This window comes from Vulcanisaeta moutnovskia 768-28, from assembly GCF_000190315.1.
In the GTDB taxonomy this organism is placed as follows: domain Archaea; phylum Thermoproteota; class Thermoprotei; order Thermoproteales; family Thermocladiaceae; genus Vulcanisaeta; species Vulcanisaeta moutnovskia.
On the sequence record NC_015151.1, the window covers coordinates 1,513,241 to 1,536,677 of the forward strand.

Here is a 23,437-nt window from a genome sequence, read left to right on the forward strand (position 1 = left end):
CTTTATTCTTTACGTACAGTAAGGATAAAAATGAGGACCAAGATCGGCGAAGAACCAATACGTACCCCAACGATAGTAACAGGGTACTAGGTGGTGATTATGCCTAGAGCTATTGATTTACTTGTTATGGAGATGAAGAGTATGGGCGTTAATGAGATCTTCGGAATAATTGGTGGCCAAATAATGCCATTCTTCGACGCCCTTTATAACTCGGGGATTAAGGTTTACATGTTTAGGCATGAGCAGGGTGCTATACACGCCGCTGATGCCTATGGTAGGGTGACTAGGAAGCCCATGATCGTTGTCGTGACCTCTGGGCCTGGCGCCACGAATTTGGTCACGGGGCTTGCTAATGCCATGATGGACTCATCGCCATTAATAGCCATAACTGGTCAGGTACCCACGATATTCTTTGGTAGGGATGCCTTTCAGGAAACGGACATAGTTGGTGCTACAATGCCCATAACGAAGCACACATTCATGATTAAGAGACCCGAGGACTTAGTCCCAGCCTACAGGGCCGCGTATGAAATTGCTATCGATAGAAGACCAGGCCCTGTGCTAATAGATGCGCCTAGGGACGTCCAATTATCCGAGACTAAGAGTGAAATCACTAGGGATATTCATATTGCCAAGAAGATACTGCCTGAACCAGACCCATCACTTATTTCCTACGCCATTAAACTACTCCTAAATGCTGAAAGGCCTGTAATGCTTGTTGGCGGTGGTGTGTGTTGGAGTGGTGCGACTAATGAGGTACTAATCCTCGCCGAGTTGTTGGGTATGCCCATAGTGACGACACTGCTTGGTAAAAACTGCGTACCAAGTAATCACCCATTGGTTATGGGGACACCTGGAATGCATGGTAGGCTTGAGGCTGATGCGGCCTTAATCAACGCCGATGTAGTACTGGCTGTGGGCACTAGGTTCAGTGATAGGACTGTGGGAAACTTTAATGAGTTTAGGAGGGGTAGGAGGATCATACACATAGACATTGATCCAAGCGAGATTGGTAAGAACGTGAAGCCTGAGGTGGGTATTGTTGGGGATGCTAAGACTGTGCTCTCAGCGATGATAAACCTAGTACCAAAGGCCCTAGAGCAGAGTCATGAGGCATTCATAAGGTGGCTAAGGAGTATTAAGGAGAGCTATGAGGAGTATAGGAATAAGGTACCATTCAGCGGATTCGCGCCTTGGAGAGTCCTAAAGGTACTTAGGGAGGTCATGCCACCGCATGCCATAACCACTACTGGTGTTGGTAGCCACCAGATGTGGTGTGAGCTTCATTGGGACGTTTATGTACCAGGCACATTCATAACCAGCGCCGGCCTTGGTACTATGGGCTTCGGAATACCGGCGGCACTTGGCGCGAAGATAGCTAAGCCAGATGTTCCTGTGCTTGATATTGATGGTGATGGCTCCTTCCAAATGACGATGCAGAACCTGGCCCTTATCCGTGAATACAACCTACCAATAATAATCACGATATTCGACAACTCAACACTGATGCTCGTTAGGCATTGGCAAGCCATGCTGTACAGTAAGAGGATAATTGCCGTGGACTTCAACGTGAACCCGGACTTCATGAAAATCGCTGAGGCATACGGTATTGATGGCGTGAGACCCAGTAATTACGATGAGTTGAGGATGTCGGTCTCAAGGGCCGTTAGGAATAATGAGCCCTTGATAGTGGATGTTACGATAGATAGGGAGAGAGATTTCGTGCTACCGTTCGTGCCGTCTGGCAAGTGGCTTGAGGAGGTCATAATGCCCGAGGGATTCCATGTGGACCTTAGGTACAGAGGTGATTAGTATGAGTTATAGCAACTTCTCAATAGAATTCACGATAATTAATGATGTTAACCCATTGGATGCTGTGGTTAGAGCCATGAACGTACTCAGGAGAGGTAAGGTCACTATTAGGCACATAACCGTGGATATGAGCGATTCGGCGATAAGGGTTTCGGTAAAGGCGTCCGGTGAGGAGGACGAAGTTAGGTGGATTTGTAATAAGCTTGATAAACTTTACGATATAGTAAATGTTAAATATATGCCCGAAGAAGTACAGCCGAATAAGGTGGTAATAAGAAATGGCTAAAATATACAAAGATAAGGATGTGGATCTATCGATATTAAGTAAAAAGGTCGTTGCTGTGCTAGGTTACGGCATTCAGGGCAGAGCCTGGGCGCTAAATATGAGAGATAGCGGTGTTAAGATTATTATTGGCGTCAGACCTGGTAAGAGCTTTGATTTGGCCAGGCAGGAGGGTTTCGAGGTATATTCCGTGAGTGAGGCCGTGAAGAGGGCCGATATAATCGCCGTACTGCTTCCAGACATGACGCAACCAAGTGTTTGGTCTGCTGAAATAGCACCGAACCTTAGGAGAGACATGAATGTGATCTTCGCCCACGGTTTCAACATAAGGTTCGGACTAATAAAACCACCTAACGATGTCGACGTAGTTCTAATAGCACCTAAGGCTCCTGGTAAGGCCGTTAGAGATGAATTCGTTAGAGGTTGGGGTGTCCCTGCCCTGGTGGCTGTTCACCAAGACTTTACTGGCAATGCGCTTAAGACAGCCCTTGCTGTGGCTAAGGCTAATGGGTTCACGAGGGTTGGTGTTATTGAGACTACCTTCGCAGAGGAGACGGAGACTGACCTGATTGGCGAGCAGAATGTGTTGGTTGGCGGATTACTGCAATTGCTTAAATACGGTTTTGAGGTTATGGTGGAACTTGGTTACCAACCTGAGGTTGCCTACTTCGAGGCAATAAACGAGGCTAAGTTAATAATGGACTTAATATGGGAACGCGGACTGACCGGCATGCTGCTTGGTGTTAGTGAGACGGCTAGGTATGGTGGATTAACAGTTGGTCCCTTCGTGATTAATGAGGATGTTAAGAGGAGGATGAGGGAGGCTGCCGAGAGGGTTAGGAATGGAGAGTTTGCAAGGGAGTGGGTTAATGAGAACCAGAGGGGTGCGCTTAAATTGAGAGAACTCCTTAAGCAGGTGCAGAATAGTCAGGTGGAGAGGATTGGTGAGGAGTTGAGGATGATGATGCGTAGCGGTTAAATCCGTCAATTCCGTGCCAATTTAAAATCAATTAAATTATTTCTAATTCAGTCTTTAACTTATGAGTAGGTTCCAGGGGTGTTAGGGTAACTTTATAGATTAATTACCTAGTGGGTAATTAATATAAATACTATATTTAACTTAACACAATGCCCCAAACACTCACTGAGAAAATACTAACTAGGGCTTCGGGCAGGCCAATAAGCCCTGGCGATATTGTTGAGGTCAATGTTGACCTAGCGGCATTTCATGATTTGACGGGTTACCACGTGATTGAGGTTATGGAGAAGATGGGTAAGGTCAGGATCTGGGACCTTGACAAATTCGTCTTGGCCTTCGACCATTTAGCACCACCACCGACGGAGAGGGCTGCCGAGATTCAGGTTGGGCTTAGGAAGCTTGCTAAATCGTTAAATGTTAAGTACTTCCATGATGTTGGTGATGGAATACTACACCAACTACTCCTTGAGAAGTACGCATTGCCTGGGCAGGTTGTGATGGCCGCAGATAGCCACACAACGACCGCCGGTGCCGTGGGCGCTTTCGCGCAGGGTCTTGGCGCAAGCGATATAGCCGCTATAGTAATCACTGGAAAGACTTGGCTCATGATTCCTGAGCCCTTCAAGATAAGGCTAATGGGTAGGCTAAACCCTGGAGTTTATGGAAAGGATGTGGCACTACACATACTCCGTGAGTTTAAGGCAGAGGGCCTTAGTGGCAAGTCCGTTGAGTTCTACGTTGATGACCCGAGCGCATTCCCAATGGATTATAGGGCCACAGTATCAAACATGGGGACGGAAATGGGCGCCGATGCAGCTATGTTTATTCCTGATCAGGAAACCATAAATTACATACGTAATACTAGGAATCTCGATGTAAAGCCAGTAACGCCTGACCTAGGGGCCAAGTACATGGATGAGTACGATATAGAATTAAGTAGGCTTGAACCCCTTGTGGCTGCACCCCACAGTGTTGATAATGTTAAGTCGATAAGCGAGGTTGAGGGCTTAGATGTTGATTACGTGTTCATAGGCTCATGCACCAACGGCAGGCTAAGCGATATTGAAGCCGCGGCAAAGATATTAAAGAGAGGTAAGGCTAAGGCTAGGTGCATAGCCATACCAGCCTCCAGGGACGTGTTTGAGAGGGCTCTTGAACTTGGTTACATAGATATACTCGTGAAGGCCGGCTGTGTTGTTACCTACGGAACCTGCGGACCATGCATTGGCGGGCACTTTGGGCTTGTTGGTCCAGGCGAAGTGGCAGTCTCAACAAGCAATAGGAATTTTATTGGTAGGATGGGTTCAAAGGAGGGTAAGGTTTACCTGGCGAATGCCGCCGTGGCTGCAGCGACAGCACTTGAAGGTAAACTCGCTGATCCAAGGAAATATCCTTCATAACGTGAGAAGGACTTAATTAGGACCTATTACGAACCTAACCCCATCTGCTTCATAATCCTCCTCGCCCTTATACTCAATAGACTCCTCCAACTCCTTATCCTCATTAACAACATGTAACTTCCTACCATCTAATGACCTCTTGACATTATTAATTATGAGCTTCCATAGGGACCTAGGTGCATTAACACGTATATTTAGTTCAATTACCTGCTCATTACCATAATCAACCTCTAATTCACCTTCAATATGTATTGCCCATTTTGCATTGCTTAAGTTCATTACATAATTAGCCTTATTAAAGGACTCAGTACCATCTAGGAGCGTTATGCTTTCCACCTCAATATCATCGTTGGTTAGCAAGGTCTCATTATCACCAAATCCACCGCTTTCCAGCACAGCCGTACTTAGGTAAAGATTAACTACATCAGCCTCGGATTGATTAATTACGTCCTTAACGTATTTCAACGCATCCTTAAGCGAGCACTTACATGCATTTGGAGGTGGTACATACTTCTCAATTATGCTTTGCGGTGCTGAGAATCTGATTAACTTGTACTTATGGCCATTATTGCGTATGAAGTCTATGATGTAATGACTCAGTTCTTCTAGGCAATTAATTGGGGCGTGTATATCTATGCGTGCCTCACCATCCGCCTTCAAAATATCCTTACCATTATATGTTAATTCGCGACTCTCATAAGTTCTGGCATTGTACTCCAAGGCATCACCCTTCTCTTCAAGGTCAATATTGATGGTACTGATGCGCCTCTCGCTTATCCATGCCAGTAATTTATGCCATAAGTCCCTAGCGCAAATGATACTATTCACACTCATGGTTAAATGCTTGCTTATTTACTTAAAAAGGATTTTAGTACTCCAGTTTCTGTAGAGACCTCATTGAAAGTTTTACCTATAAGTTGAAGCGTGACTTAACGTATTCAAGTAAACCACCGCTGATTAGTATTTCAAGCGCCATTCCAGTTATTGGCTTGGCTCTCAGAACCTTTTGACCGTTATTTACAATGACCTCACCAGTACTAACATTCACCTTCACGAAATCGCCCTCGTTAACCTCCCTACTCACATTAGGAACCACTAGGACCGGTAATCCATTGTTTATGGCATTCCTATAGAATATCCTGGCAAAGGACTCTGCAAGCACAGCCCTAACGCCAGCCGCCTTTAACGCGATTGCCGCCTGCTCACGGCTTGAACCCATACCAAAGGCCCTCCCAGCCACTAAAACCACACCCCTACTGGCATTCTCGTAGAAGTGGGGGTCAAGAGGCTCCATAGCGTGCTTAGCCAATATGGCTGGATCCGTATATACCAAGTACCTGGCTGGTATTATTACGTCAGTGTCTATATTATCACCAACCTTAATCACTGGACCCTCTATGACTAATGAGGACATGCTGAGTTTTAGAACCTCCATAAATTTATAATTATTACCCTATTTACTGGTTATTCAATTCATATAGTGACTATGATTGTTCCCAGGTCAATATATTTATGATAAATATAGCTGGGTAATACTTAAATAAGCAATATAATTATGCCATAATGGTATGGGTGGTCTAGAAATCAATAGAGGTTCTCGATACAACACTCCGTGATGGAAGTCAAGGAACCGGAATATCCTTCACGCTAAATGACAAGGTCAGAATCGCGATGCTTCTTGATGAGTTAGGTGTGGATTACATAGAGGGTGGTTGGCCTGGTAGTAACCCTAAGGATGCCGAGTTCTTCAAAGCCATTAAAAATTACTCCCTAAATCATGCCAAGATTGCTGCCTTTGGGATGACTAAGAGGAAGGGGGTCAGTGCCAAGGATGATACTAACTTACTAGCCATACTAAATGCCGATGTTGGTGTTGCGGTTGTTGTCGGTAAGTCCTGGATACTTCACGTTAGGGAGGTCCTTAGGGTTAGCCCTGAGGATAACCTGGACATGGTTTATGATAACGTTGAATACCTCAAGGATCACGGGCTAGGGGTTATATTCGATGCGGAGCACTTTTATCAGGGATTTAGGGAGGACCCTGACTATGCGCTTAGGGTTGTTAAGACGGCTGAGGAGGCAGGTGCTGATGTTATTGTTCTTGCGGATACTAACGGGGCTATGCTTCCCATGGATGTTTATGAAATAACGTCTAAGGTGGTCGAGAGGGTTAGGGTGAGGGTTGGGGTTCATATGCATAATGATTCGGGTTGTGCTGTGGCTAATACGTTAATGGGTGTCTTGGCAGGGGCTAGGCATGTGCAGGGTACTATAAATGGTATTGGGGAGAGGACGGGAAATGCCGACCTAATTCAGGTACTTCCTAACCTAGTGCTTAAGATGGGGTTCAAGGCCTTAAAGGGTGTGGAGAGTCTTAGGAGGATGAGGGAGGTATCGCACTTTGTCTATGAGGCGGCAGGTCTTCAACCAAATCCGTATCAGCCCTATGTCGGTGACTATGCATTTTCCCATAAGGCTGGGCTTCATGTTGATGGGGTTTCAAAAATAACCAAGGCCTACGAACACATAGACCCAGAGCTCGTGGGTAATGCCAGGAGGTTCGTAGTTTCAGAGCTGGCAGGTACGTCAAACCTCCTTATTTACCTTAAGGATTTGGGAATTAGTGTCGGTAAGGACGACCCAAGGCTTAGGAGGGCCCTGGAGAGAATAAAGGCTATGGAGAATGAGGGTTATAGCTTCGACCTCGCACCAGCATCTGCCATACTCGTAGTACTAAGAGAACTAGGTCTTGCTAAGGACTTCCTGAGCGTTGATTATTGGAAGGTCTTTGGCGAGCACAATCTTAATGTTGCTGTGGTTAAGGTTAATGGTGAACTCAGTGTGGCTGAAGGCGTTGGTCCTGTCCATGCGGTTGACCTGGCCATAAGGAATGTTGCCTCGAGGATATACCCAGAACTGAATAGTGTTAGGTTGACTGATTACCGCGTCGTACTTCCGGGTGAGGTTAAGAGTACGGAGAGTGTTGTTCGTGTTCTAATGGAGTTCACTGATGGGAGGAGGGTGTGGAAAACAATGGGTGTCTCCACAAGCATAATTGCCGCAAGTGTAAAGGCCTTGTTGGATGGCCTTAATTATATCCTCATTATTAATAATAATGAAATTGGTAAGAGCATTAATAATAAATAGTTAAATTAGGGATGTATGGATTTAATATATTATTATTGTTATTTATAACATGAACGTAAATATATATCCATTTGATTGAGGTAAATTTTAAATAGGTGTTATGTACGTGCCTATATAGGTGGTGAGATGGAAATGGAAACCAAGTACTAGAACGGGATGCCCCTGTCTCTAAGGTGGGTGGTTCATTACTGACTAGAAAATCTGTCCTTAACACAATAAGTAGGGTTGTTGAGAGGGATTTTCACGGTAATAAGCTTATTCTTGTGGTTTCCGCAATGAAGGGCATTACGGACCTGCTAATTAAGGCGCTTGATGAGCACGATCCACGGTTAATAGATGAGGCAGTCCAAATGTATATAGATGAGGCTATTGACCTAGGGCTTGATAGGCTCGCTAGGTTCCTGGAACTCGTTGGTGAGGATTTACGTAGGTTCGTTAGTGTGGGTGAACCGTGGGTTAAGGATCACGTGATCATCCATGGTGAATTACTATCAACATTGTTAGTTAGCGAAGTATTAAGTGAGGTAATTGGTGTTAATGCCAAGGCCATCTACGAACCCGGCATAGTGACAAATCAGGAGTGGGGTAATGCCTCGGTAATTGATGAATTAAGCCTTAAAAATGTTCGTGAAAGGTACGTGAGACTTTTAAGTAAGTACGACATTATAGTTACCCCTGGTTTCCTCGGTATATCCATGGATGGTAGATATACATCACTGGGTAGGGGTGGTAGTGACTATACGGCCTCATTAATCGCCAGTTACCTAAATGCCTCGAGACTAACGTTTTATACGGACAGTGGTGGTGTGCTGAGTGGTGATCCTAAGATAGTTGAGGATCCAATACTCATTAAGGAGATTAGTTATGAGGAGGCTCATGCGGCGTCCAGGGTTGGTGCAAAGAAGTTCCATCCAAAGACCTTCGAACCACTTATGAAGAGTAGGGTCCTCACGTTAATAACAAGCCCCCAACTCGACTCTGGCACGTACATCACGAACAACTGTATTAGGGTACCTAAGGTCGTGAGCGTTGGTAGAATTAACCAAGGCTTGTATAGGGTTTCTATTGTTGGTTGTGGCATATCGCTGAATAATGAGGTTATAAAGGATTTAAGTGAGATTATATCTTCACATGGTATAAATGGTGTCGTTAACGATGACGTACATGTAATATCTATGCTTGTAAATGATGGGGACAACGCAATAGATCTCACCAGGGATGTGCATAGGTGGGTGAGAAAATGGATAGGGTGAAGGTTTCCATACTCGGTTCTACGGGCCTTGTTGGGCAATGGATGGTTAAGTTATTGGCTAATCACTCATTCATAGAAGTTATCAAGCTATCGGCATCCCCAGGTAAGGTTGGTCGAAAATATGGGGAGGTTGTTCATTGGTTCCTGCCGGGCGATGTCCCTGAATACGCCAGAGACCTGGTGCTGGTGTCTACGGATCCGTCGGACCATAAGGACGTGGATGTTGTCCTGTCGGCGCTACCCAACGATGTTGCCAATGCTGTTGAGAGTAAATTACTTGCCTCTGGCCTTAACGTGATCTCCAACGCATCGCCGGAGAGGATGAATCCTAGGGTGCCTTTGATAAACCCTGAGGTTAATTGGAACCACCTAACGGTGCTTAGGGAGGTTAAGGGTAATTGGCTTGTGAAGAATCCTAATTGTACGGCGGCCATAATATCAATGCCACTAAAGCCCATTAATGAATTGATTAGGGAGCTCCATATAGTCACTCTTCAGTCAGTCTCTGGTGCAGGTTACCTTGGCATCTCGTACCTCGCCATTGATGGTAATGTAATACCGTTCATAAAAGGTGAGGAGGAGAAGATAGATGCCGAGATTAATAAGATGCTTGGGAACCAATACGTGGATCACTACGTGCCCTGGGGCAAAAACGTGTATGTGACGACAACGAGAGTTCCCGTTAAGTACGGCCACATGGCAGTAATACACGCAGTACTTAATGATAGTATTGATCAGAAACAAATAATCGAGAGACTGAGGGGCTTTAGGTCATTCCCGCAGGAGCAGGAGTTACCGACGGCGCCTCGGGAACCCATAAAGGTTCTCGATAGGGTGGATGCACCACAGCCAATGAGGGATTTAGACCCTATGGCTGTTAGTGTTGGTAGGGTTCTCGTTAGAAACAATATACTTAGAATGGTTGTCTTAGGGGATAATCTGGTCCGCGGTGCTGCAGGCATTACAATACTTACCCTTGAAACGATGAAGGCGCTAAAAATATTATAATAACTATTCTCAAGGAATTATTAGAACTTAACTAAGCCTTATGGAATTAACTATGTCTACTAGGTCCGTAAGTACCGCCTGTGCTGTCTCGAACTTACCAGCCCCAGGCCCAATAATGAGCAATTCACTTAACGTGTCTAGCTTAAACCTCAACGCGTTAAGATTACGTGATACATGGGCAAGGACATCATTCTTGTCAAGTGGTGTGGGCTTTACGTAGGCTTTACCCTTGTCTGCATAGGCTACCAACTTAATCACCTTATCACCATACCTCCTAATGTCAATGTCCCTAATACCCTCAACCTCCACATTCTCAAACCTATGTCCCCAACCAATAACCCTAGAGAGAATGACAACCTTAAGCGCGGCATCAATACTATCAATGTCCAGAGATGGGTCAGCCTCGGCATAACCCAGCTGCTGGGCGAGCTTGAGGGCTTCGTTGAATGATAAGCCCTCCTCATACATCCTACTTAGTATGAAGTTCGTGGTTCCATTCAGGATACCCATGAAGTACTCAACGTGAGCACCAGGTAGCAGTTTAAGTATGTTGAAGGATGGTGTTCCAGCCATGACAGTGCCCTTAAACCTAACCAACCTATTATACTTTCTACTTAATTCCATTAACTCATCGTAGTGAAAGGCTATTGGCCCCTTATTGGTCGTGATCACATGCTTACCACTCCTAATAGCCGTTGACAAGTATGTAAAGGCTGGCTCACCCCTAGATTTAACATTCAGATCTGTAAACTCACACACTATATCTGCATTACTTTCCGTTATCAGCCTAGGTATCTCGTCAATATCCACCTTACGCCCTATTAATCTACCCTTAGCGACATCCTTGAGGATGTCAGGGCCTGGGTTAATTATGTAGCCGCGACTCCTATCGATTATCTCACCGATGGTAATATCGAAACTGAGTAAATCCCTCTTAGTATTGAGAAGTTCATAGAATGCCTGTCCAACATTTCCAAAACCAATGATTAAGATCCTAACGCCTCTCATTTTTGCGCTAGATTTATTGATTATATTTAAAGTATTACTACGGTACTCAATACCCTATTAATTTAATGATAATGCTTAAATAACCTAAATTGTAGAAAGACTGGGGATAGAAATGGAAACCCAGACATGCAATTAAAGCCGTTGGGTAAATACGTCCTTAAATGCCCAAGATGTGGTTATGAGGTTGAGCCTAGCCCATACATAATGAGGTGCCCACGGTGTGGTGAATTACTTGATGCATCGATTATTACTGAGAAAATTAGGATTAAGTGGGGTGAGTTACGTGGTAGGGGTGTTTGGAGGTATAGGGATTTACTCCCTGAGCTCAAAAATGTAATCACCATGAGTGAGGGGTCAACGCCACTAATTAGGCTTAGGGCTTATCCCAATGCCTATGTTAAGTTTGAGGGCGCCAACCCAACTGGGTCCTTTAAGGATAGGGGTATGACTGTCGGTGTTTCATTAGCCTCATCATTGGGTGTTAGGGGTATTATAGTTGCGTCCACTGGCAATACCGCGGCCTCAGCCGCAGCCTACTCTGCAAGGGCCGGTATTGAGTGCATGGTTGTCCTGCCAAAGGGTGGTGTTGCTAAGGGCAAACTCGGCCAAGCATTACTACATGGCGCAAGGATTGTGGAGGTGCCTGGAACATTTGATAATGCGTTAGAGTATGTCCTAAGCACTGTTCTGGAAAGTGGTAGTGCAGGTAATGCCAGTTATTATCCGCTTAATTCTATAAATCAGTGGAGGTTGGAGGGCCAGAAGACGATTGCTTATGAAATTGTTGAGGAGGTCGGTGTGCCTGACTACGTGTTTGTCCCTGTGGGTAATGGCGGGAATATTTATGCTATTTGGAAGGGGTTTGGGGAATTGATGGAGCTCAATATAATAGACAAAATGCCAAAAATGATTGGTGTACAAGCCTCAGGAGCCGCACCATTGGTCAAGTATTGGAGAGGCTTAGGTGAGGCTAGAGTTGATAAGCCAAGTACTGTGGCGTCCGCCATAAGGATTGGTAAGCCAATTAATTGGTATAGGGCCTATAGGGCTGTTAAGTACAGTAATGGCTTCTTTATCGATGCTTCCGACGATGAGATATTAATGACACAGAGAGTGCTTGGTAGGGAGGGAGTTGGTGTTGAACCGGCTAGTGCGGCATCGTTGGCTGGTTATATGAAGGCTTTAAGGGAGGGTGTGATCGATCCTAGTGATAATGTTGTTTTAATAGCCACAGGACATGCACTTAAGGATCCAGATGCGTTATTGAGGGATAGTGTTCACACGGTCAGTATATCATCAATTGACGAGCTCAAAGCACTAATCATGGGTAGATCAATCATTGATGTTTAGTGGTGTCTATTTATTATCAATAATAATTAGGTAAAATTTAAATAACCTATAAAGTACGTAATTTCGGCGATTATGTCCCTGGAACACAGGTAAGGAACAACTGGCGCAATGTCGTTGGTTCAATGCTAGGTTGGGGAATGGATGCCTATGACTTTGTTGCCTATGCCTTCGTTGCACCAATAATAGCTCCTCTATTCTTCGGTCAACTAGGTCATTTAGGCTCAATACTGGCTACGTTGGCCACCTTCAGCGTATCACTGGCTGTTAGGCCCCTCGGTGGTGTCTTCTTTGGTAACCTGGCTGATAAGTTGGGTAGACGTGGCGTTCTTTATATAACGATGCTTGGCGCAGGCCTTTCAAGTTTCCTAATGGGCTTCCTACCGACCTATGCTCAGGCCGGTATATTAGCGATAATACTACTAGTGATTCTAAGGTTTGTTGTTGGTTTCTTCCTTGGTGGTGAGTACTCATCGAGCGGTATTATGGCTGTTGAAAGCGTTGCTAAGAGGAGAGGGTTGGCCAGTGGTATTATGCAGGCAGGCTTTGACCTCGGTATATTCGGCGTCACCTTCACCTACACCTTAGTCGCCACTTACCTGCCGCAGAGCGCCTTGAGTACTATTGGTTGGAGGATCGTGTTTTGGAGCGGTATTGTCACTACAATAATTGGTTGGCTATTTAGGAGGAAGTTCCTAACAGAATCCTTTGAGTGGGAGAGGGCGGAGAAGGTCAGTACTCCCTACAGGGTTTTATTCACGAAGTATTGGCTACCCGTAATAGTGATTCTACTGGCCACCATGGGCTTCCTCTATGAGTACTACGTAATGCTCGAGCTCTCACCGTTTGTACTACAAAGCGTACTCAACTACACACCAGCCCTAGCCGGTCTAATACTCACGGTATTATCGGCAAGCGACGCTATTGGCAGCATCTTTGGTGGCGTCCTCGTTGATTGGTTAAGAAGCTCGGCAAGGGCCTTATTGACCACGGCGTTAATAATAATAGCCCTCATATACCCAACGATGTATGCAATACTCATGCTTGGTAATGGCTGGTTAGTGCTACTTTGGGACTTCATAGCAGTACTACCTGTTGGGGTTATGCAAGTTTACATTAGGGACTTGCTACCGCCAAGTGTGAGGGCCACAGGCGCTGGTTTAAGCTATAACGGCGGTACCTGGCTGGCGGCCTGGGCCGCCATAGTAACAACATTGATGGCGGGAGCATCCACAAAGCCAGGCCCATGGCTATCAGCAATAGTCATAAACACAATATGGAGCAGCGTATTAATGGTGATAAGCTCTATGGCAGCCATAACCATTATTAGGAAGATGAAGACTTAAGTGAAGAATATAGATGGATAAAGTAAAAATTAAATATTGAGAATTAATTATATAGTACTGTGTTGTAATATTTATAAACTATTAATTTGGGTCATAGACGATGGTGGAGAAATGCGCTGTCCCTTAATTTTTATGAGGAACTGAATGTGGGATACAGCGTCAATTAGATTTTCGGGTATGATTGCGTTAAACAGGATATAATGGAACTTGATCTAATGCTGTTGTTTCTGGAAAGCCCAGTGCGACGTTCATTGCCTGTACTGCCTGCCCTGACGCTCCCTTCATTAGATTGTCTATTGCAGCCAACACCACAAGCCTATTCAGCCTAGTGTCTATCTCAAAGCCTATGTCAACGAGGTTCGACCCTATTACGTACTTAACGTCTGGGTACCTCTGGAAGCCGGCTCTATCCTTAACGAGTCTGATGAAGGGTTCATTACCGTACATTGTCCTGTACGCTCTCCAAACCTCCGGCTCCTGTACTGGCTTTGTTAGCCATGCATGCGACGTTGTCAGTATACCCCTAACCAGGTCTACGGCATGTGGTGTGAAGGCTACACGCACCTGCCTATTAATTAGTAGGCCTAGTTCCTGCTCTATCTCGGCCGTGTGCCTATGGTGAACAACCTCGTAGGGCCTAATCACGTATGTCCTAAAGGGATGTAGGTCTAGCCTTGGTGCGTGGGCCCCAGCGCCCGAGCTCGATATTTTTGCGTCAACAACTATCCTATCAGTATCGACAAGGCCCGCCTTAACCACTGGTGCCAGTGATATTATTGCGGCAGTTGCCATGCACCCAGGTACGGCTATTAACTTGGCACCCTTCAATTCCTCCCTGTGAAGCTCCGGCATACCATACACAGCCTTACTGAGCAGGTCTGGGTATGGGTGTGGCTTTTCCCAACCATACCACTCCACATACGCCTTTGGATCCTTAAGCCTAAAGTCAGCCGATAGGTCAACAATCGTTAACCCAGCCTCATACAGCTTAGGAACCCACTCAATACTTTGCCCGTGGGGTAGCGCCAGGAATACCACATCGATATCCTTCTTAAGCACCGAGTCTATTGTGGAGTCACTGAATGTTAACTCGGTCCTACCCCTCAGGTTTGGGTGCACCCTAAATACGTACTCACCCCTAAACTCCCTGGAGGTTGCACAAACAAGCTCAACACCTGGATGATTAATCAACAGCCTGAGTAATTCGCCACCGGTCACACCACTGGCTCCAACCACACAGACCCTATACCTACCACTCGCCATTGTACCACCCCATAATGGCACTTACTACGTAATCCAGATTCTCTATTGTAAGTTCAATTCTAGGGTCTATACCGAGGATTTGGGGCTCATTACCATAGATACCCACTATGTAGGTACAGATAATGCAGTTCAGACTCCTCGTGAGCCTTAGTAACATGTCGCCAAGGTTATTGCAGTTAATGCAGTGATTGCCAATTACCTGCGTATTCAGCACCTTGTCAGGGGCTTTCATCAATATGCTTATCCTAGCCAATGGGTTCTCCATGTACATCCTATGCTCGGCCACGGACTTACCACCCTCCCACGTAGTGACCGCACCATCAAGGCCGAGAGCAGGTGTTGGTGTTGCCATGTACGTCCTACCAATACCCCTAACCACCTTAGCAACGACATTGGGATTAAGCGCCACGCTGAAGTTCGGTGTTGAGTAACCAAGCTTATTCAACTCCTTAAATAGTAATGCCCTATCAATCGCCATCTCGTATATCAACCTCGGATTTAACGTTTCGTTAAATAAACTCGCCATTATGAGTGATTCAAAGACGTCGTCGAGCAGAAGCACGGCCTTTCCCGGTTGAGGTTTGACCTCCTCATCCCTGGTATTTACCACAGAGACCTTGAGTCCAGTATTGAGTAGTTTGTTATGCAGCTGTTGTTCTAGTGGTCCGTACTTACTAACCACGAGGAATAGGTCTTTATTGATTGTGGATCCCGCTTCAATGATAACCACCTGATCGATTAACTGATTTGTGGGTTATTAAATATTTTCTTTATTTATCCAGGGATTACTAGGCATATTATGTTGATTGAGGAAATATTTATATAGCATATTTATACGTAAACCTGTGGCAGTGATGGAACGGTTTCCATACTGTATGATGTCCTAAGGACTGAGGAGAAACTACTCATGAGCGAATTTAGGAGGTTTGGTGTCGATGTCGAATTAATAAATATTGATAACATTTCATTAGACCTTAACGAGGGTTGGAATGAAACTGGCATAGTATTGGTAAGGCCCTTAAGCCATTTTAAGGCTAGTTTAATAGCCCGTATATTGAATACGCATGGCGTCAAGACAATAAATAGTGGTATGGCCATAGAGAACTCCTGGAATAAGGCCATTGCCATATCAATACTGGTCAGGTCAGGCATACCGGTGGTGCCGACGAAGCTCATGTTCTCAGAGGTGCCCCAAGAGGATGGTGTTGATTATCCCGCCATTATTAAACCGCTCCATGGCTCATGGGGTAGGCTCGTAAGCCTAGTCAGTGATGTGGATGAGCTAAAACTGATACTTAGGCATAAGGCCTTTAGCGACACTTACCTAAAGGTGTCGGTGATCCAGCCATTCATTGGTGATGGTACTGACTATAGGGTCTTCGTTGTTGGTAATGAGACTGTTGCTTCAATGGTTAGGAGACCTGTTGAGGGTGAGTGGAGGAGTAATGTGGCTAGGGGTGGTAAGGCCGAGGCTGTTAGGCTTGGCGATGAGGTTTATGAGATGGCTATAAAGGCTGTCTATGCTTTAGGTCTTGACTATGCCGGTGTTGATGTGCTCTATAGTCGTGAGTATGGTTATGTAGTTAACGAGGTTAATGCGATACCCGAGTTTAAGGGCTTAATGAGTGTTTCCGGTGTTAATATTGCGCGTAAAATAGCTGAGTATGTATTAAATTTGGTTAGGAGGTGATTAGGCAATGAGCGATGACGTGCTTAGGTTTGAGGATGAGTACCTGGCGAGGTACTACAGTAAGAAGCCGCTGAATATAGTCAGGGGCTACATGCAATACGTGTGGGACTCAAAGGATAACAAGTACCTGGATATGCACACGGGATTTGGCGTGGCCTTCCTAGGGCATAGGAACCCTAAGGTCGTGAATGCAATAAGGGAGCAGTTGGATAAGATACTCACTGTACCACTGACCTTCTATAGCGAGGCCAGGGCTGAGTTCGTTAGGGAGTTCATGAAGATTGTGCCGAACAGCTTCGGTAAGGTCTTCCTACAGAACAGCGGTACTGAGGCTGTTGAGGTGGCGTTGAAGATAGCTAGGAAGATAAGTAAGAGGTCTGAGTTCCTGGCCTTCCTAAACTCATTCCATGGCAGGACCCTGGGCTCACTCTCAGTGACAGGCAATGAGAAGTATAGGAAGGCCTTTGAACCATTGCCCTACAGGGTTAGGTTTGCCCCGTTTAACGCCGTTGACCAGGTCGATAAATTAGTCACTGAGGACTTAGCGGCGGTCATTGTCGAGCCAGTGCAGGGCGAGGGAGGTGTTAACCCAGCAAGGCCTGAGTTCCTAAAGGCCCTTAGGCAGGTCACCAGGGAGAGGAATGTATTGTTAATATTTGATGAGGTTCAGACTGGTTTTGGCAGGACTGGTAGGGTCTGGGCCTTTGAGAATTATGGTGTCGAGCCGGACATATTCACGGTCGGGAAATCAATAGCGGGTGGGTTACCAATAGGCGTGGCGGTTGTTAGGAGGGAGTTTGGCGATGTATTTGAGCCTGGGGAGCACGGTAGTACCTTCGCAGGTAATCCAATAACCATGGCGGCGGCTAAGGCCGGTGTTGAGGTCTTGGTTAGCGAGGATGTACCGGGTAAAGCCAGGCTAATGGGTGAGAGGTTTATGAGAATTCTTGAGGATGAGGTTGGCAGGTTAAAGCCAGTACTTAGGGTTAAGGGTTTGGGTTTGATGCTCGGTGTTGAATTGAGGAAGAGGGCTGATGCTTACGTTGATGAGTTGATCAGCCTGGGACTGCTGACGAGCGTTGCTGGCGGCACAACCGTCAGGTTATTGCCACCATACTGTATCACTGATGATGATTTAAATATGGCGATAAGTGCATTAAGCAAGGCCTTGGCCGAGTGATTTCATTACATCATTTACTATCTCCATAAGTTCATCATCACCTAAAGGCTCCCTCTTAAACCCATTATCATAGAGTGACCTAACCCTCTCAAAGACCGTATCCACTATTAAATCATTGACATCAATACCATGCAGCCTAAGCCAGTGCCTTATCGAGGACTTCCCTGAATATGGCCCTATGACTATCCTCGCATCACGGCCGATTATCCTGGGATCCATCGATAGGTAGGTTATGGAATTCTTCAACTGTGCATCTATGTGTATTCCGGCCGCTGTGGTGAATGCGTTCTCACCAACTATTGGTTGGTACATGGGCACCCTATAACCCATGGAACTAAACGTCTCTATAATGTCCTTAATGGCACCTGGATTCATACCATCAAAGGAACCCTTAATCCTTGCATACCAAAGCACCAGCGCCTCTATTGGTACATTACCCGCCCTCTCACCAATACCGAGCAATGTACCATTATTTATCGCGGCACCGTATAACCAAACGGCAACCGCATTCGCAACAGCCATGTGGTAATCACCATGTCCATGAAACTCAAGCCTATCACTCGGTAAACCCAGCACCTTCCTAAACACCCACACTAACTTCGGTATGCTGTATGGCAGCGAGACAAATGGGTAGGGAACACCCACGCCCGTGGTGTCGGGTAATTTAATGACTATGTCAACGCCATACTTCTCACCCAACTTTAGTAGCCTACGCACGAAGGGTACTACGAAACCTACAACGTCTGACCTAGTCACATCCTCAAGAGAGCACCTAAGCCTAATACCATTCCTAAGCGCATATTCGGCAACCTCCAGGTACTTACCGATCACCCAATCCCTCGTGGAATTAAACTTATACCTAATATGTATATCCGAGATTGACATAAGCATCACCATCTCATCAAGGCCAGCCTCCTTAACAAGCCTCACATCCTCAACCCTAGCCCTACCCCAACCAATAACCCTAGGCCATTCCAGGCCCAATTCCCTAACAGCCTTAACAAGCCTCCTATCCCTCTCGGTATATAGGAAGAACTCACTCCTAATAATCCTACCACTCCCATTATCAAGATCCGCAAGCAACCTAAACAGCTTAATGGCATCATCTATCGAGTAATAAACATAGAAGGCCTGCTGACCATCCCTAAAGGTAGTGTCAGTTATGAACAAGTTGTTAGGTACCTCAGGCTCTACGTATAAACCATCAAAGGACAAAACTGGAGGTAACGGCCATTGACTCACAACCTCCTTTAAAACATCCTCACCATCTACATAATCGATACCCTCATCCCTAAGCATTTTAATTAATTGGCCCGAGCCCCTGACATTAGTACCAACTTCAATAGAGATCCCTATTTCAGGGAAAATAAATAATTTATAAATTTTACCCTCATCAATAAATAATTATCTATATTGCACTTATCTATACATATTCATAAATTCGATAATCGCTTGTTTATATATCTTTACGGCATTCAAGTAGTCACTAATAAGTATGTATTCCTCCATTGAGTGGGACATTAAGCCATCACCAGGTCCATATGCCACTAGATTCCTCGTTAGTTGCACAAGATCATTCATATCACTGGTACCCCACTTCCTGGCAAGCATGGGTTTCTCATTTAACACCTTAATTATGGCTCTTGAAATAGCCCTTGCAGTTGGATTATCTATGGGAACTTCCACGGGCTCGGTGCACCACCTCACGTTAATTACAACATTGCTACCAAACTCAGCGCTTAATTTACTAACTGCATTCCTCACCTCATCGCAGGATTTGCCTGGCGGTATCCTAATATCTAGCACAAGCCTGCAATTACTTGGTATCATGTTATCTGCCTCACCGCAGTTCATAATTGTTGGTGTTACGAGGAAATCCTCATAATTCGTGCCAGCCTTTAAATACTCACGTAACCTATCATAGACCCTCATTGCGATTAATATGGAGTTCGATTCGAGGTCCGGATTCGATGCATGACCACCCCTGGTGCTTATTGAAACATCCACCTTTGATCCACCCCTATACTTAGTCACCACCTTATTGACGCCGGTGGGTTCCCCAACAACTATACCGTCAGGTCTAGGGACGTGATTACTCCTGATCAGGTTAGCCGTGCCTAGGCTATCGCCTTCCTCGTGAACAACAGCCGTAAGCACTAATGTGCCTTTGGGTAAGTCGGCCTCCATGAATGCCATGGTCATTGCCATCAATGGACCCTTATCATCACTCGCACCCCTACCAATTATCTTGTCGCCCTCGCGCCTAACCTCTATGAAGCCGGGCACTGTGTCCATATGGGCATGAAGCCAAAGTACGGGTTTACCCTCGCCCTTAATTGCGATTACGTTACCGACATCATCAATTGCAGCATTGAAACCATTCATTATTAGTAGATCCCTAAGGAACTCCGCGAGTTCATGCTCCTCACCTGTTGGTGAGTATATGCTTAACGACTCCATGAGTAATTTTAACATCGCCTCATCGCTAAATGCCATGGTTAACCCCTCCTGGCCATATCAAGCACCAGCTCTGCTATGTGCCTAGCCACATTAACACCGGTGACCCTCTGGACATTCTTGAATTCAGGCACTGTATTCACCTCAAGGACCTTATAACCTCCGTCAGACTCGACAACATCAACGCCCGCATAGTAGGCACCTATAGCCTTAGTAGCCCTGACACTGATGTCCTCGAGCTCCGGGTCTATTCTAACAGCCTCAGCCTTACCACCCCTGGCAGTATTAGTCCTCCAATCATCACCGACCGCGTACCTATATATGGCTGCCACGGCCCTATCACCAACAACGGTAACCCTAATGTCCCTACCGGGCTTCTTAACGAATTCCTGAAGTAGGTAGGTGCCGTATTGAGGATTCTCCATGGAATCTCTATGCCTAATGAGGAGATCCATATCATCTGAACTACCGACTAGGCTTACGAGTCTACCCCACGAACCATGCACAGGCTTAACAATGGCAGGTACACCAACCCTATCCAACGACCTTATCACGACCTTACTTGATAAGGCAACAACGCTATTGGGTATTGGCACGCCAAGCCTGCTTAGTATGGCTAGGGTCACCGCCTTATTATTACCTATCAATATTGACATAGCCGGGTTAATCGACTTACCGCCAATCGCCTCATAAAGCTGTGAAAGCATTTGGGTCCTATGCTGACTAACAGTCCTTATGAAGGCAATACCCATATCATTACTATTGGGGAACTCAAACGTTAGTTTCTCAGCATTAATAAGCCTATAATTCATCCTTAAATTATCGAACTCCCTAATTAGGAGTTTCTCGTCGAGCCTTATGACATCGTAGAGAAAGTGAACGACTTCAATGAGAACCACCTCTCAGCAGTTATTCTCCCCAATCCTCCTCCTCAACCTTAATGAGCTTCAACTGTATTAAGCCATTCTGAATAACCACCTGGTACTTCTGTCCACAACTCGGGCAACTAACCAACTCGCCATCCAGGACATCATCTGGAACATTTATGTCTGCGCCACATACCTGACAGGCAATCTTTGTGGGCATCAAGGATTACGTGAATATAGCCTATTTAAGCATTGCGGTCAGCAACAATTAAATCTATAAATAATATTATAAAATAAATATACTGAATTGAAAATCAGCTCGGCGTAACATGGGTGCCGAGACCATTGATGGCCGACGTTATAGGGTTCTCAATAGTGCCATTTGAAATCACTGCATGGATACCCTTACTCGCCAGTTGAGCGGCTGTATACACCTTCCTCTTCATACCACCCTTGACCTCAGGGTTCTTGAAAAGCTCGAGAGCCTCGCTTACCGAGACCTTACTAACTACCTTTCCACCCACTATGACGCCATCAACGTCAGTAAGTATTACAGCAAAACCTGGATTTAACGAATAGGACAAGACCTCAAGTGCCTGATCTCCATCCACATTTAGGGGCCCACCTGTCTTATTGTCCATAGCTATTGGAGCTATCACTGGTACAAGACCCTCATTGAGGAACCTAAGGAGAAACTCGGCATTTGCACTCTCTATCTTACCAGTATATCCACCATCAATAACCCTCTCCCTACCCCTCTCATCGATTATTATCATCGACTCCCTCCTCCTAGCCCTAAGTAAGCCACCATCCACGCCTGATAGACCAACAGCGTTAACACCAACACCCTGCAACCTACTCACCAGCTCCTTGTTTAGGAACATCATGCCCATCACGTAGACCCTAAGCGTCTCAAGATCAGTATACCTGCTGGTCACACCACTCGGGCTTGTTACGAACCTAGGCTTTAAGCCCATCTTCTCCATTAGCTCACTTATGAAGTAACCACCACCATGAACAAGCACAACCTTATGACCAGACTGGATTAGGTTGGGGACTTCCTTAATGAGGTTATCCACGCCTTTCCTAATGACTGAACCTCCCACCTTAACTATAATGAGCATACGGAGAAAATGAGGACAAATAAATATTATAAATATTACACTACACGACGTACACGGTCATAGGGACTCCCCATACTCACTAACGGCCTCACCAATCTTCCTAATACCCTCCCTAATCCTATCAATACTCTCAACGACGAAGGATACCCTAATCGCTGCCCTGTATATATCACTGAAGTACGTACCTGGAATAACAGTAACGCCAAACTTCTCAAGAAGGATCTCGGCAAACCTCTCGGAATCCCTAATGTACCTAGACATGTCAACAAACACGAACATGGAGCCTCTAGGAATAATAAAGCGCGCCTCTGGCAAATAATTCCTCAACGCCTCAATAGCAGCATCCCTCCTCGACCTATACTCCTCAATAATGTACCTTAGATGCTTCATCCTGACCTCAGACCTGAGGTAAGCAGCCACAAACCTCTGAGCCACCACCGGTGGGCAGTATGTCATTTCCTCAGCAGCCAATTTAAGCTTAGGTACGGCATCGCTTGGTCCATACACAAAGCCCAACCTCCAACCTGGGATTCCAGGGTCTTTAGAGAATGTGTTTATTGAAATCACGTGATCGGGCGCATACCTATAGATATACGTGTGCTCACCCTCATAGATCAAGGTCCTATATGCCTCATCAGACACTATCCAGAAGTCCTTATCCCTAGCCAGGTCGGCTATTGCCTTGGCGGTGTCCCTATCCACTATATTACCTGTCGGGTTATCTGGCGAGACAAGGACCAAGGCCTTGGTCCTACTTGTTATCAATTCCTTTAACCTTTCAACGTCGATTTTAAAACCCTCATCCATACTTAGGGCGAGCCTCTTAATTCTGCCACTGAAGTACTCAATTATTGGTTTGTAACCGAAGTATGTAGGATCCAAGAGGATAACCTCGTCCCCAGGGTTGAGTATTGTCATGAAGGTTGCGAACATGCCCTCTTGACCACCGGTGATGATCACTATATTGCCTGGATCAACGTCAATACCACCAAGTCTCTTTAAGTCCTCGGCCACGGCCTCCCTAAGCTCTATAATGCCCTGGCTCGGAGTATACCCATACAAATCCATACCCCTTTCCTCAAGGAGTTGCTTTGCCAGTAACGACCTAATCTCAATGGGCGGCGGTATTCCAGGTTGACCGGCCGATAGGTTGATAATATCCCTATTCTCACGCTTCAACCTCTCCCTAATAGCGTCAATCTTCCTAGTAGGTGACTCCCTAAGGAACGATATTGCCTGTGAAAAGCCGCGCATCTTTACTCTTATTTTGAACAA

At 45.7% G+C, this 23,437-nt stretch carries 22 protein-coding genes; 11 read left to right on the top strand and 11 right to left on the bottom strand.

What is annotated here, in order from left to right; genetic code table 11:
• Nucleotides 1–99 precede the first annotated feature (99 nt).
• From ilvB to VMUT_RS07865, 4 genes are all read left to right on the top strand, one after another.
• Nucleotides 100–1,812 carry a biosynthetic-type acetolactate synthase large subunit gene (gene ilvB / locus VMUT_RS07850; RefSeq protein ID WP_193387209.1) on the top strand — a complete coding sequence of 571 codons (1,713 nt, stop codon included), beginning with the start codon at nucleotides 100–102 and terminating at the stop codon, nucleotides 1,810–1,812.
• 1 nt (nucleotide 1,813) lies between these two features.
• Nucleotides 1,814–2,098 carry an ACT domain-containing protein gene (locus VMUT_RS07855; RefSeq protein ID WP_013604888.1) on the top strand — a complete coding sequence of 95 codons (285 nt, stop codon included), beginning with the start codon at nucleotides 1,814–1,816 and terminating at the stop codon, nucleotides 2,096–2,098.
• Entirely contained in the window at nucleotides 2,091–3,074 is a 984-nt protein-coding gene (ilvC, locus tag VMUT_RS07860; protein ID WP_013604889.1) for a ketol-acid reductoisomerase, read from the top strand. Before VMUT_RS07855 ends, ilvC begins: the two co-directional genes overlap by 8 nt.
• A 149-nt stretch (nucleotides 3,075–3,223) precedes the next feature.
• Complete coding sequence (locus VMUT_RS07865) at nucleotides 3,224–4,474, top strand: 3-isopropylmalate dehydratase large subunit (RefSeq protein ID WP_013604890.1); 1,251 nt, start codon at nucleotides 3,224–3,226, stop codon at nucleotides 4,472–4,474.
• 12 nt (nucleotides 4,475–4,486) lie between these two features.
• Here the strand turns inward: VMUT_RS07865 and VMUT_RS07870 are convergent, their stop codons facing one another.
• Nucleotides 4,487–5,308, bottom strand: coding sequence for a hypothetical protein (locus tag VMUT_RS07870; RefSeq protein WP_013604891.1), 822 nt, complete (start codon nucleotides 5,306–5,308; stop codon nucleotides 4,487–4,489).
• Between the two features lie 76 nt (nucleotides 5,309–5,384).
• Complete coding sequence (locus VMUT_RS07875; RefSeq protein ID WP_048056953.1) at nucleotides 5,385–5,888, bottom strand: 3-isopropylmalate dehydratase small subunit; 504 nt, start codon at nucleotides 5,886–5,888, stop codon at nucleotides 5,385–5,387.
• Between the two features lie 173 nt (nucleotides 5,889–6,061).
• Here VMUT_RS07875 and cimA point away from each other — a divergent pair, with 173 nt between their 5' ends.
• From cimA to asd, 3 genes are all read left to right on the top strand, one after another.
• A complete protein-coding gene (gene cimA / locus VMUT_RS07880) occupies nucleotides 6,062–7,621 on the top strand; it encodes a citramalate synthase (protein ID WP_048056954.1) in 1,560 nt (519 codons plus the stop codon).
• A gap of 173 nt (nucleotides 7,622–7,794) precedes the next feature.
• A complete protein-coding gene (locus tag VMUT_RS07885; RefSeq protein WP_013604894.1) occupies nucleotides 7,795–8,874 on the top strand; it encodes an amino acid kinase family protein in 1,080 nt (359 codons plus the stop codon).
• Nucleotides 8,862–9,881 (top strand): aspartate-semialdehyde dehydrogenase, encoded by a 1,020-nt coding sequence (asd, locus tag VMUT_RS07890; RefSeq protein WP_013604895.1) that lies wholly within the window; start codon nucleotides 8,862–8,864, stop codon nucleotides 9,879–9,881. Before VMUT_RS07885 ends, asd begins: the two co-directional genes overlap by 13 nt.
• Before the next feature lie 27 nt (nucleotides 9,882–9,908).
• On the opposite strand, the gene VMUT_RS07895 is transcribed toward asd, so the two are convergent.
• Complete coding sequence (locus VMUT_RS07895; RefSeq protein ID WP_013604896.1) at nucleotides 9,909–10,889, bottom strand: homoserine dehydrogenase; 981 nt, start codon at nucleotides 10,887–10,889, stop codon at nucleotides 9,909–9,911.
• A 126-nt stretch (nucleotides 10,890–11,015) separates the two neighbouring features.
• On the opposite strand from VMUT_RS07895, the gene thrC reads away from it, so the two are divergent.
• A complete protein-coding gene (thrC, locus tag VMUT_RS07900; RefSeq protein ID WP_013604897.1) occupies nucleotides 11,016–12,239 on the top strand; it encodes a threonine synthase in 1,224 nt (407 codons plus the stop codon).
• 122 nt (nucleotides 12,240–12,361) lie between these two features.
• The gene (locus VMUT_RS07905) at nucleotides 12,362–13,582 is read left to right on the top strand and encodes an MFS transporter (RefSeq protein ID WP_013604898.1); all 1,221 of its coding nucleotides are present in this window, start codon (nucleotides 12,362–12,364) and stop codon (nucleotides 13,580–13,582) included.
• A gap of 186 nt (nucleotides 13,583–13,768) precedes the next feature.
• Here VMUT_RS07905 and argC read toward each other — a convergent pair whose 3' ends face one another.
• A complete protein-coding gene (argC, locus tag VMUT_RS07910; RefSeq protein WP_013604899.1) occupies nucleotides 13,769–14,845 on the bottom strand; it encodes an N-acetyl-gamma-glutamyl-phosphate reductase in 1,077 nt (358 codons plus the stop codon).
• On the bottom strand, nucleotides 14,832–15,575 hold the full coding sequence (locus VMUT_RS07915) for a hypothetical protein (protein WP_013604900.1): 744 nt from the start codon (nucleotides 15,573–15,575) through the stop codon (nucleotides 14,832–14,834). The genes argC and VMUT_RS07915 overlap by 14 nt, the downstream gene beginning before the upstream one ends.
• Nucleotides 15,576–15,716: 141 nt before the next feature.
• On the opposite strand from VMUT_RS07915, the gene VMUT_RS07920 reads away from it, so the two are divergent.
• Both VMUT_RS07920 and VMUT_RS07925 read left to right on the top strand, forming a co-directional pair.
• Nucleotides 15,717–16,535, top strand: coding sequence for a RimK family alpha-L-glutamate ligase (locus VMUT_RS07920; protein ID WP_258167489.1), 819 nt, complete (start codon nucleotides 15,717–15,719; stop codon nucleotides 16,533–16,535).
• Nucleotides 16,536–16,542: 7 nt separating this feature from the next.
• Complete coding sequence (locus tag VMUT_RS07925; RefSeq protein WP_048056955.1) at nucleotides 16,543–17,715, top strand: aspartate aminotransferase family protein; 1,173 nt, start codon at nucleotides 16,543–16,545, stop codon at nucleotides 17,713–17,715.
• Here VMUT_RS07925 and VMUT_RS07930 read toward each other — a convergent pair.
• The 6 genes from VMUT_RS07930 to VMUT_RS07955 all read right to left on the bottom strand — a co-directional run bounded on the left by VMUT_RS07930 (nucleotide 17,692) and on the right by VMUT_RS07955 (nucleotide 23,416).
• On the bottom strand, nucleotides 17,692–19,014 hold the full coding sequence (locus VMUT_RS07930; protein WP_013604902.1) for a hydroxymethylglutaryl-CoA lyase-like TIM-barrel protein: 1,323 nt from the start codon (nucleotides 19,012–19,014) through the stop codon (nucleotides 17,692–17,694). The two genes, VMUT_RS07925 and VMUT_RS07930, sit on opposite strands and share 24 nt — an antisense overlap.
• 120 nt (nucleotides 19,015–19,134) lie before the next feature.
• On the bottom strand, nucleotides 19,135–20,211 hold the full coding sequence (locus VMUT_RS07935; protein ID WP_013604903.1) for a M20/M25/M40 family metallo-hydrolase: 1,077 nt from the start codon (nucleotides 20,209–20,211) through the stop codon (nucleotides 19,135–19,137).
• A gap of 2 nt (nucleotides 20,212–20,213) precedes the next feature.
• Nucleotides 20,214–21,071 (bottom strand): lysine biosynthesis protein LysX, encoded by an 858-nt coding sequence (gene lysX / locus VMUT_RS07940; protein ID WP_013604904.1) that lies wholly within the window; start codon nucleotides 21,069–21,071, stop codon nucleotides 20,214–20,216.
• Between the two features lie 10 nt (nucleotides 21,072–21,081).
• Nucleotides 21,082–21,258: an alpha-aminoadipate/glutamate carrier protein LysW gene (gene lysW/argW / locus VMUT_RS07945; protein ID WP_013604905.1), complete on the bottom strand. Its 177-nt coding sequence runs from the start codon at nucleotides 21,256–21,258 to the stop codon at nucleotides 21,082–21,084.
• Between the two features lie 94 nt (nucleotides 21,259–21,352).
• On the bottom strand, nucleotides 21,353–22,162 hold the full coding sequence (locus VMUT_RS07950; RefSeq protein ID WP_013604906.1) for a [LysW]-aminoadipate/[LysW]-glutamate kinase: 810 nt from the start codon (nucleotides 22,160–22,162) through the stop codon (nucleotides 21,353–21,355).
• Between the two features lie 57 nt (nucleotides 22,163–22,219).
• Entirely contained in the window at nucleotides 22,220–23,416 is a 1,197-nt protein-coding gene (locus VMUT_RS07955) for a pyridoxal phosphate-dependent aminotransferase (RefSeq protein ID WP_013604907.1), read from the bottom strand.
• Nucleotides 23,417–23,437: the final 21 nt, after the last annotated feature.

Excerpts from the sequence above, each read along its gene's own strand:
- ilvB (WP_193387209.1), top strand. The coding sequence starts at position 100 with ATGCCTAGAGCTATTGATTTACTTGTTATGGAGATGAAGAGTATGGGC.
- VMUT_RS07855 (WP_013604888.1), top strand. The coding sequence starts at position 1,814 with ATGAGTTATAGCAACTTCTCAATAGAATTCACGATAATTAATGATGTT.
- ilvC (WP_013604889.1), top strand. The coding sequence starts at position 2,091 with ATGGCTAAAATATACAAAGATAAGGATGTGGATCTATCGATATTAAGT.
- VMUT_RS07865 (WP_013604890.1), top strand. The coding sequence starts at position 3,224 with ATGCCCCAAACACTCACTGAGAAAATACTAACTAGGGCTTCGGGCAGG.
- VMUT_RS07870 (WP_013604891.1), bottom strand. The coding sequence starts at position 5,308 with ATGAGTGTGAATAGTATCATTTGCGCTAGGGACTTATGGCATAAATTA.
- VMUT_RS07875 (WP_048056953.1), bottom strand. The coding sequence starts at position 5,888 with ATGTCCTCATTAGTCATAGAGGGTCCAGTGATTAAGGTTGGTGATAAT.
- asd (WP_013604895.1), top strand. The coding sequence starts at position 8,862 with ATGGATAGGGTGAAGGTTTCCATACTCGGTTCTACGGGCCTTGTTGGG.
- VMUT_RS07895 (WP_013604896.1), bottom strand. The coding sequence starts at position 10,889 with ATGAGAGGCGTTAGGATCTTAATCATTGGTTTTGGAAATGTTGGACAG.
- thrC (WP_013604897.1), top strand. The coding sequence starts at position 11,016 with ATGCAATTAAAGCCGTTGGGTAAATACGTCCTTAAATGCCCAAGATGT.
- VMUT_RS07905 (WP_013604898.1), top strand. The coding sequence starts at position 12,362 with ATGCTAGGTTGGGGAATGGATGCCTATGACTTTGTTGCCTATGCCTTC.
- argC (WP_013604899.1), bottom strand. The coding sequence starts at position 14,845 with ATGGCGAGTGGTAGGTATAGGGTCTGTGTGGTTGGAGCCAGTGGTGTG.
- VMUT_RS07925 (WP_048056955.1), top strand. The coding sequence starts at position 16,543 with ATGAGCGATGACGTGCTTAGGTTTGAGGATGAGTACCTGGCGAGGTAC.
- VMUT_RS07930 (WP_013604902.1), bottom strand. The coding sequence starts at position 19,014 with ATGCTTAGGGATGAGGGTATCGATTATGTAGATGGTGAGGATGTTTTA.
- VMUT_RS07935 (WP_013604903.1), bottom strand. The coding sequence starts at position 20,211 with ATGGCATTTAGCGATGAGGCGATGTTAAAATTACTCATGGAGTCGTTA.
- lysW/argW (WP_013604905.1), bottom strand. The coding sequence starts at position 21,258 with ATGCCCACAAAGATTGCCTGTCAGGTATGTGGCGCAGACATAAATGTT.
- VMUT_RS07950 (WP_013604906.1), bottom strand. The coding sequence starts at position 22,162 with ATGCTCATTATAGTTAAGGTGGGAGGTTCAGTCATTAGGAAAGGCGTG.
- VMUT_RS07955 (WP_013604907.1), bottom strand. The coding sequence starts at position 23,416 with ATGCGCGGCTTTTCACAGGCAATATCGTTCCTTAGGGAGTCACCTACT.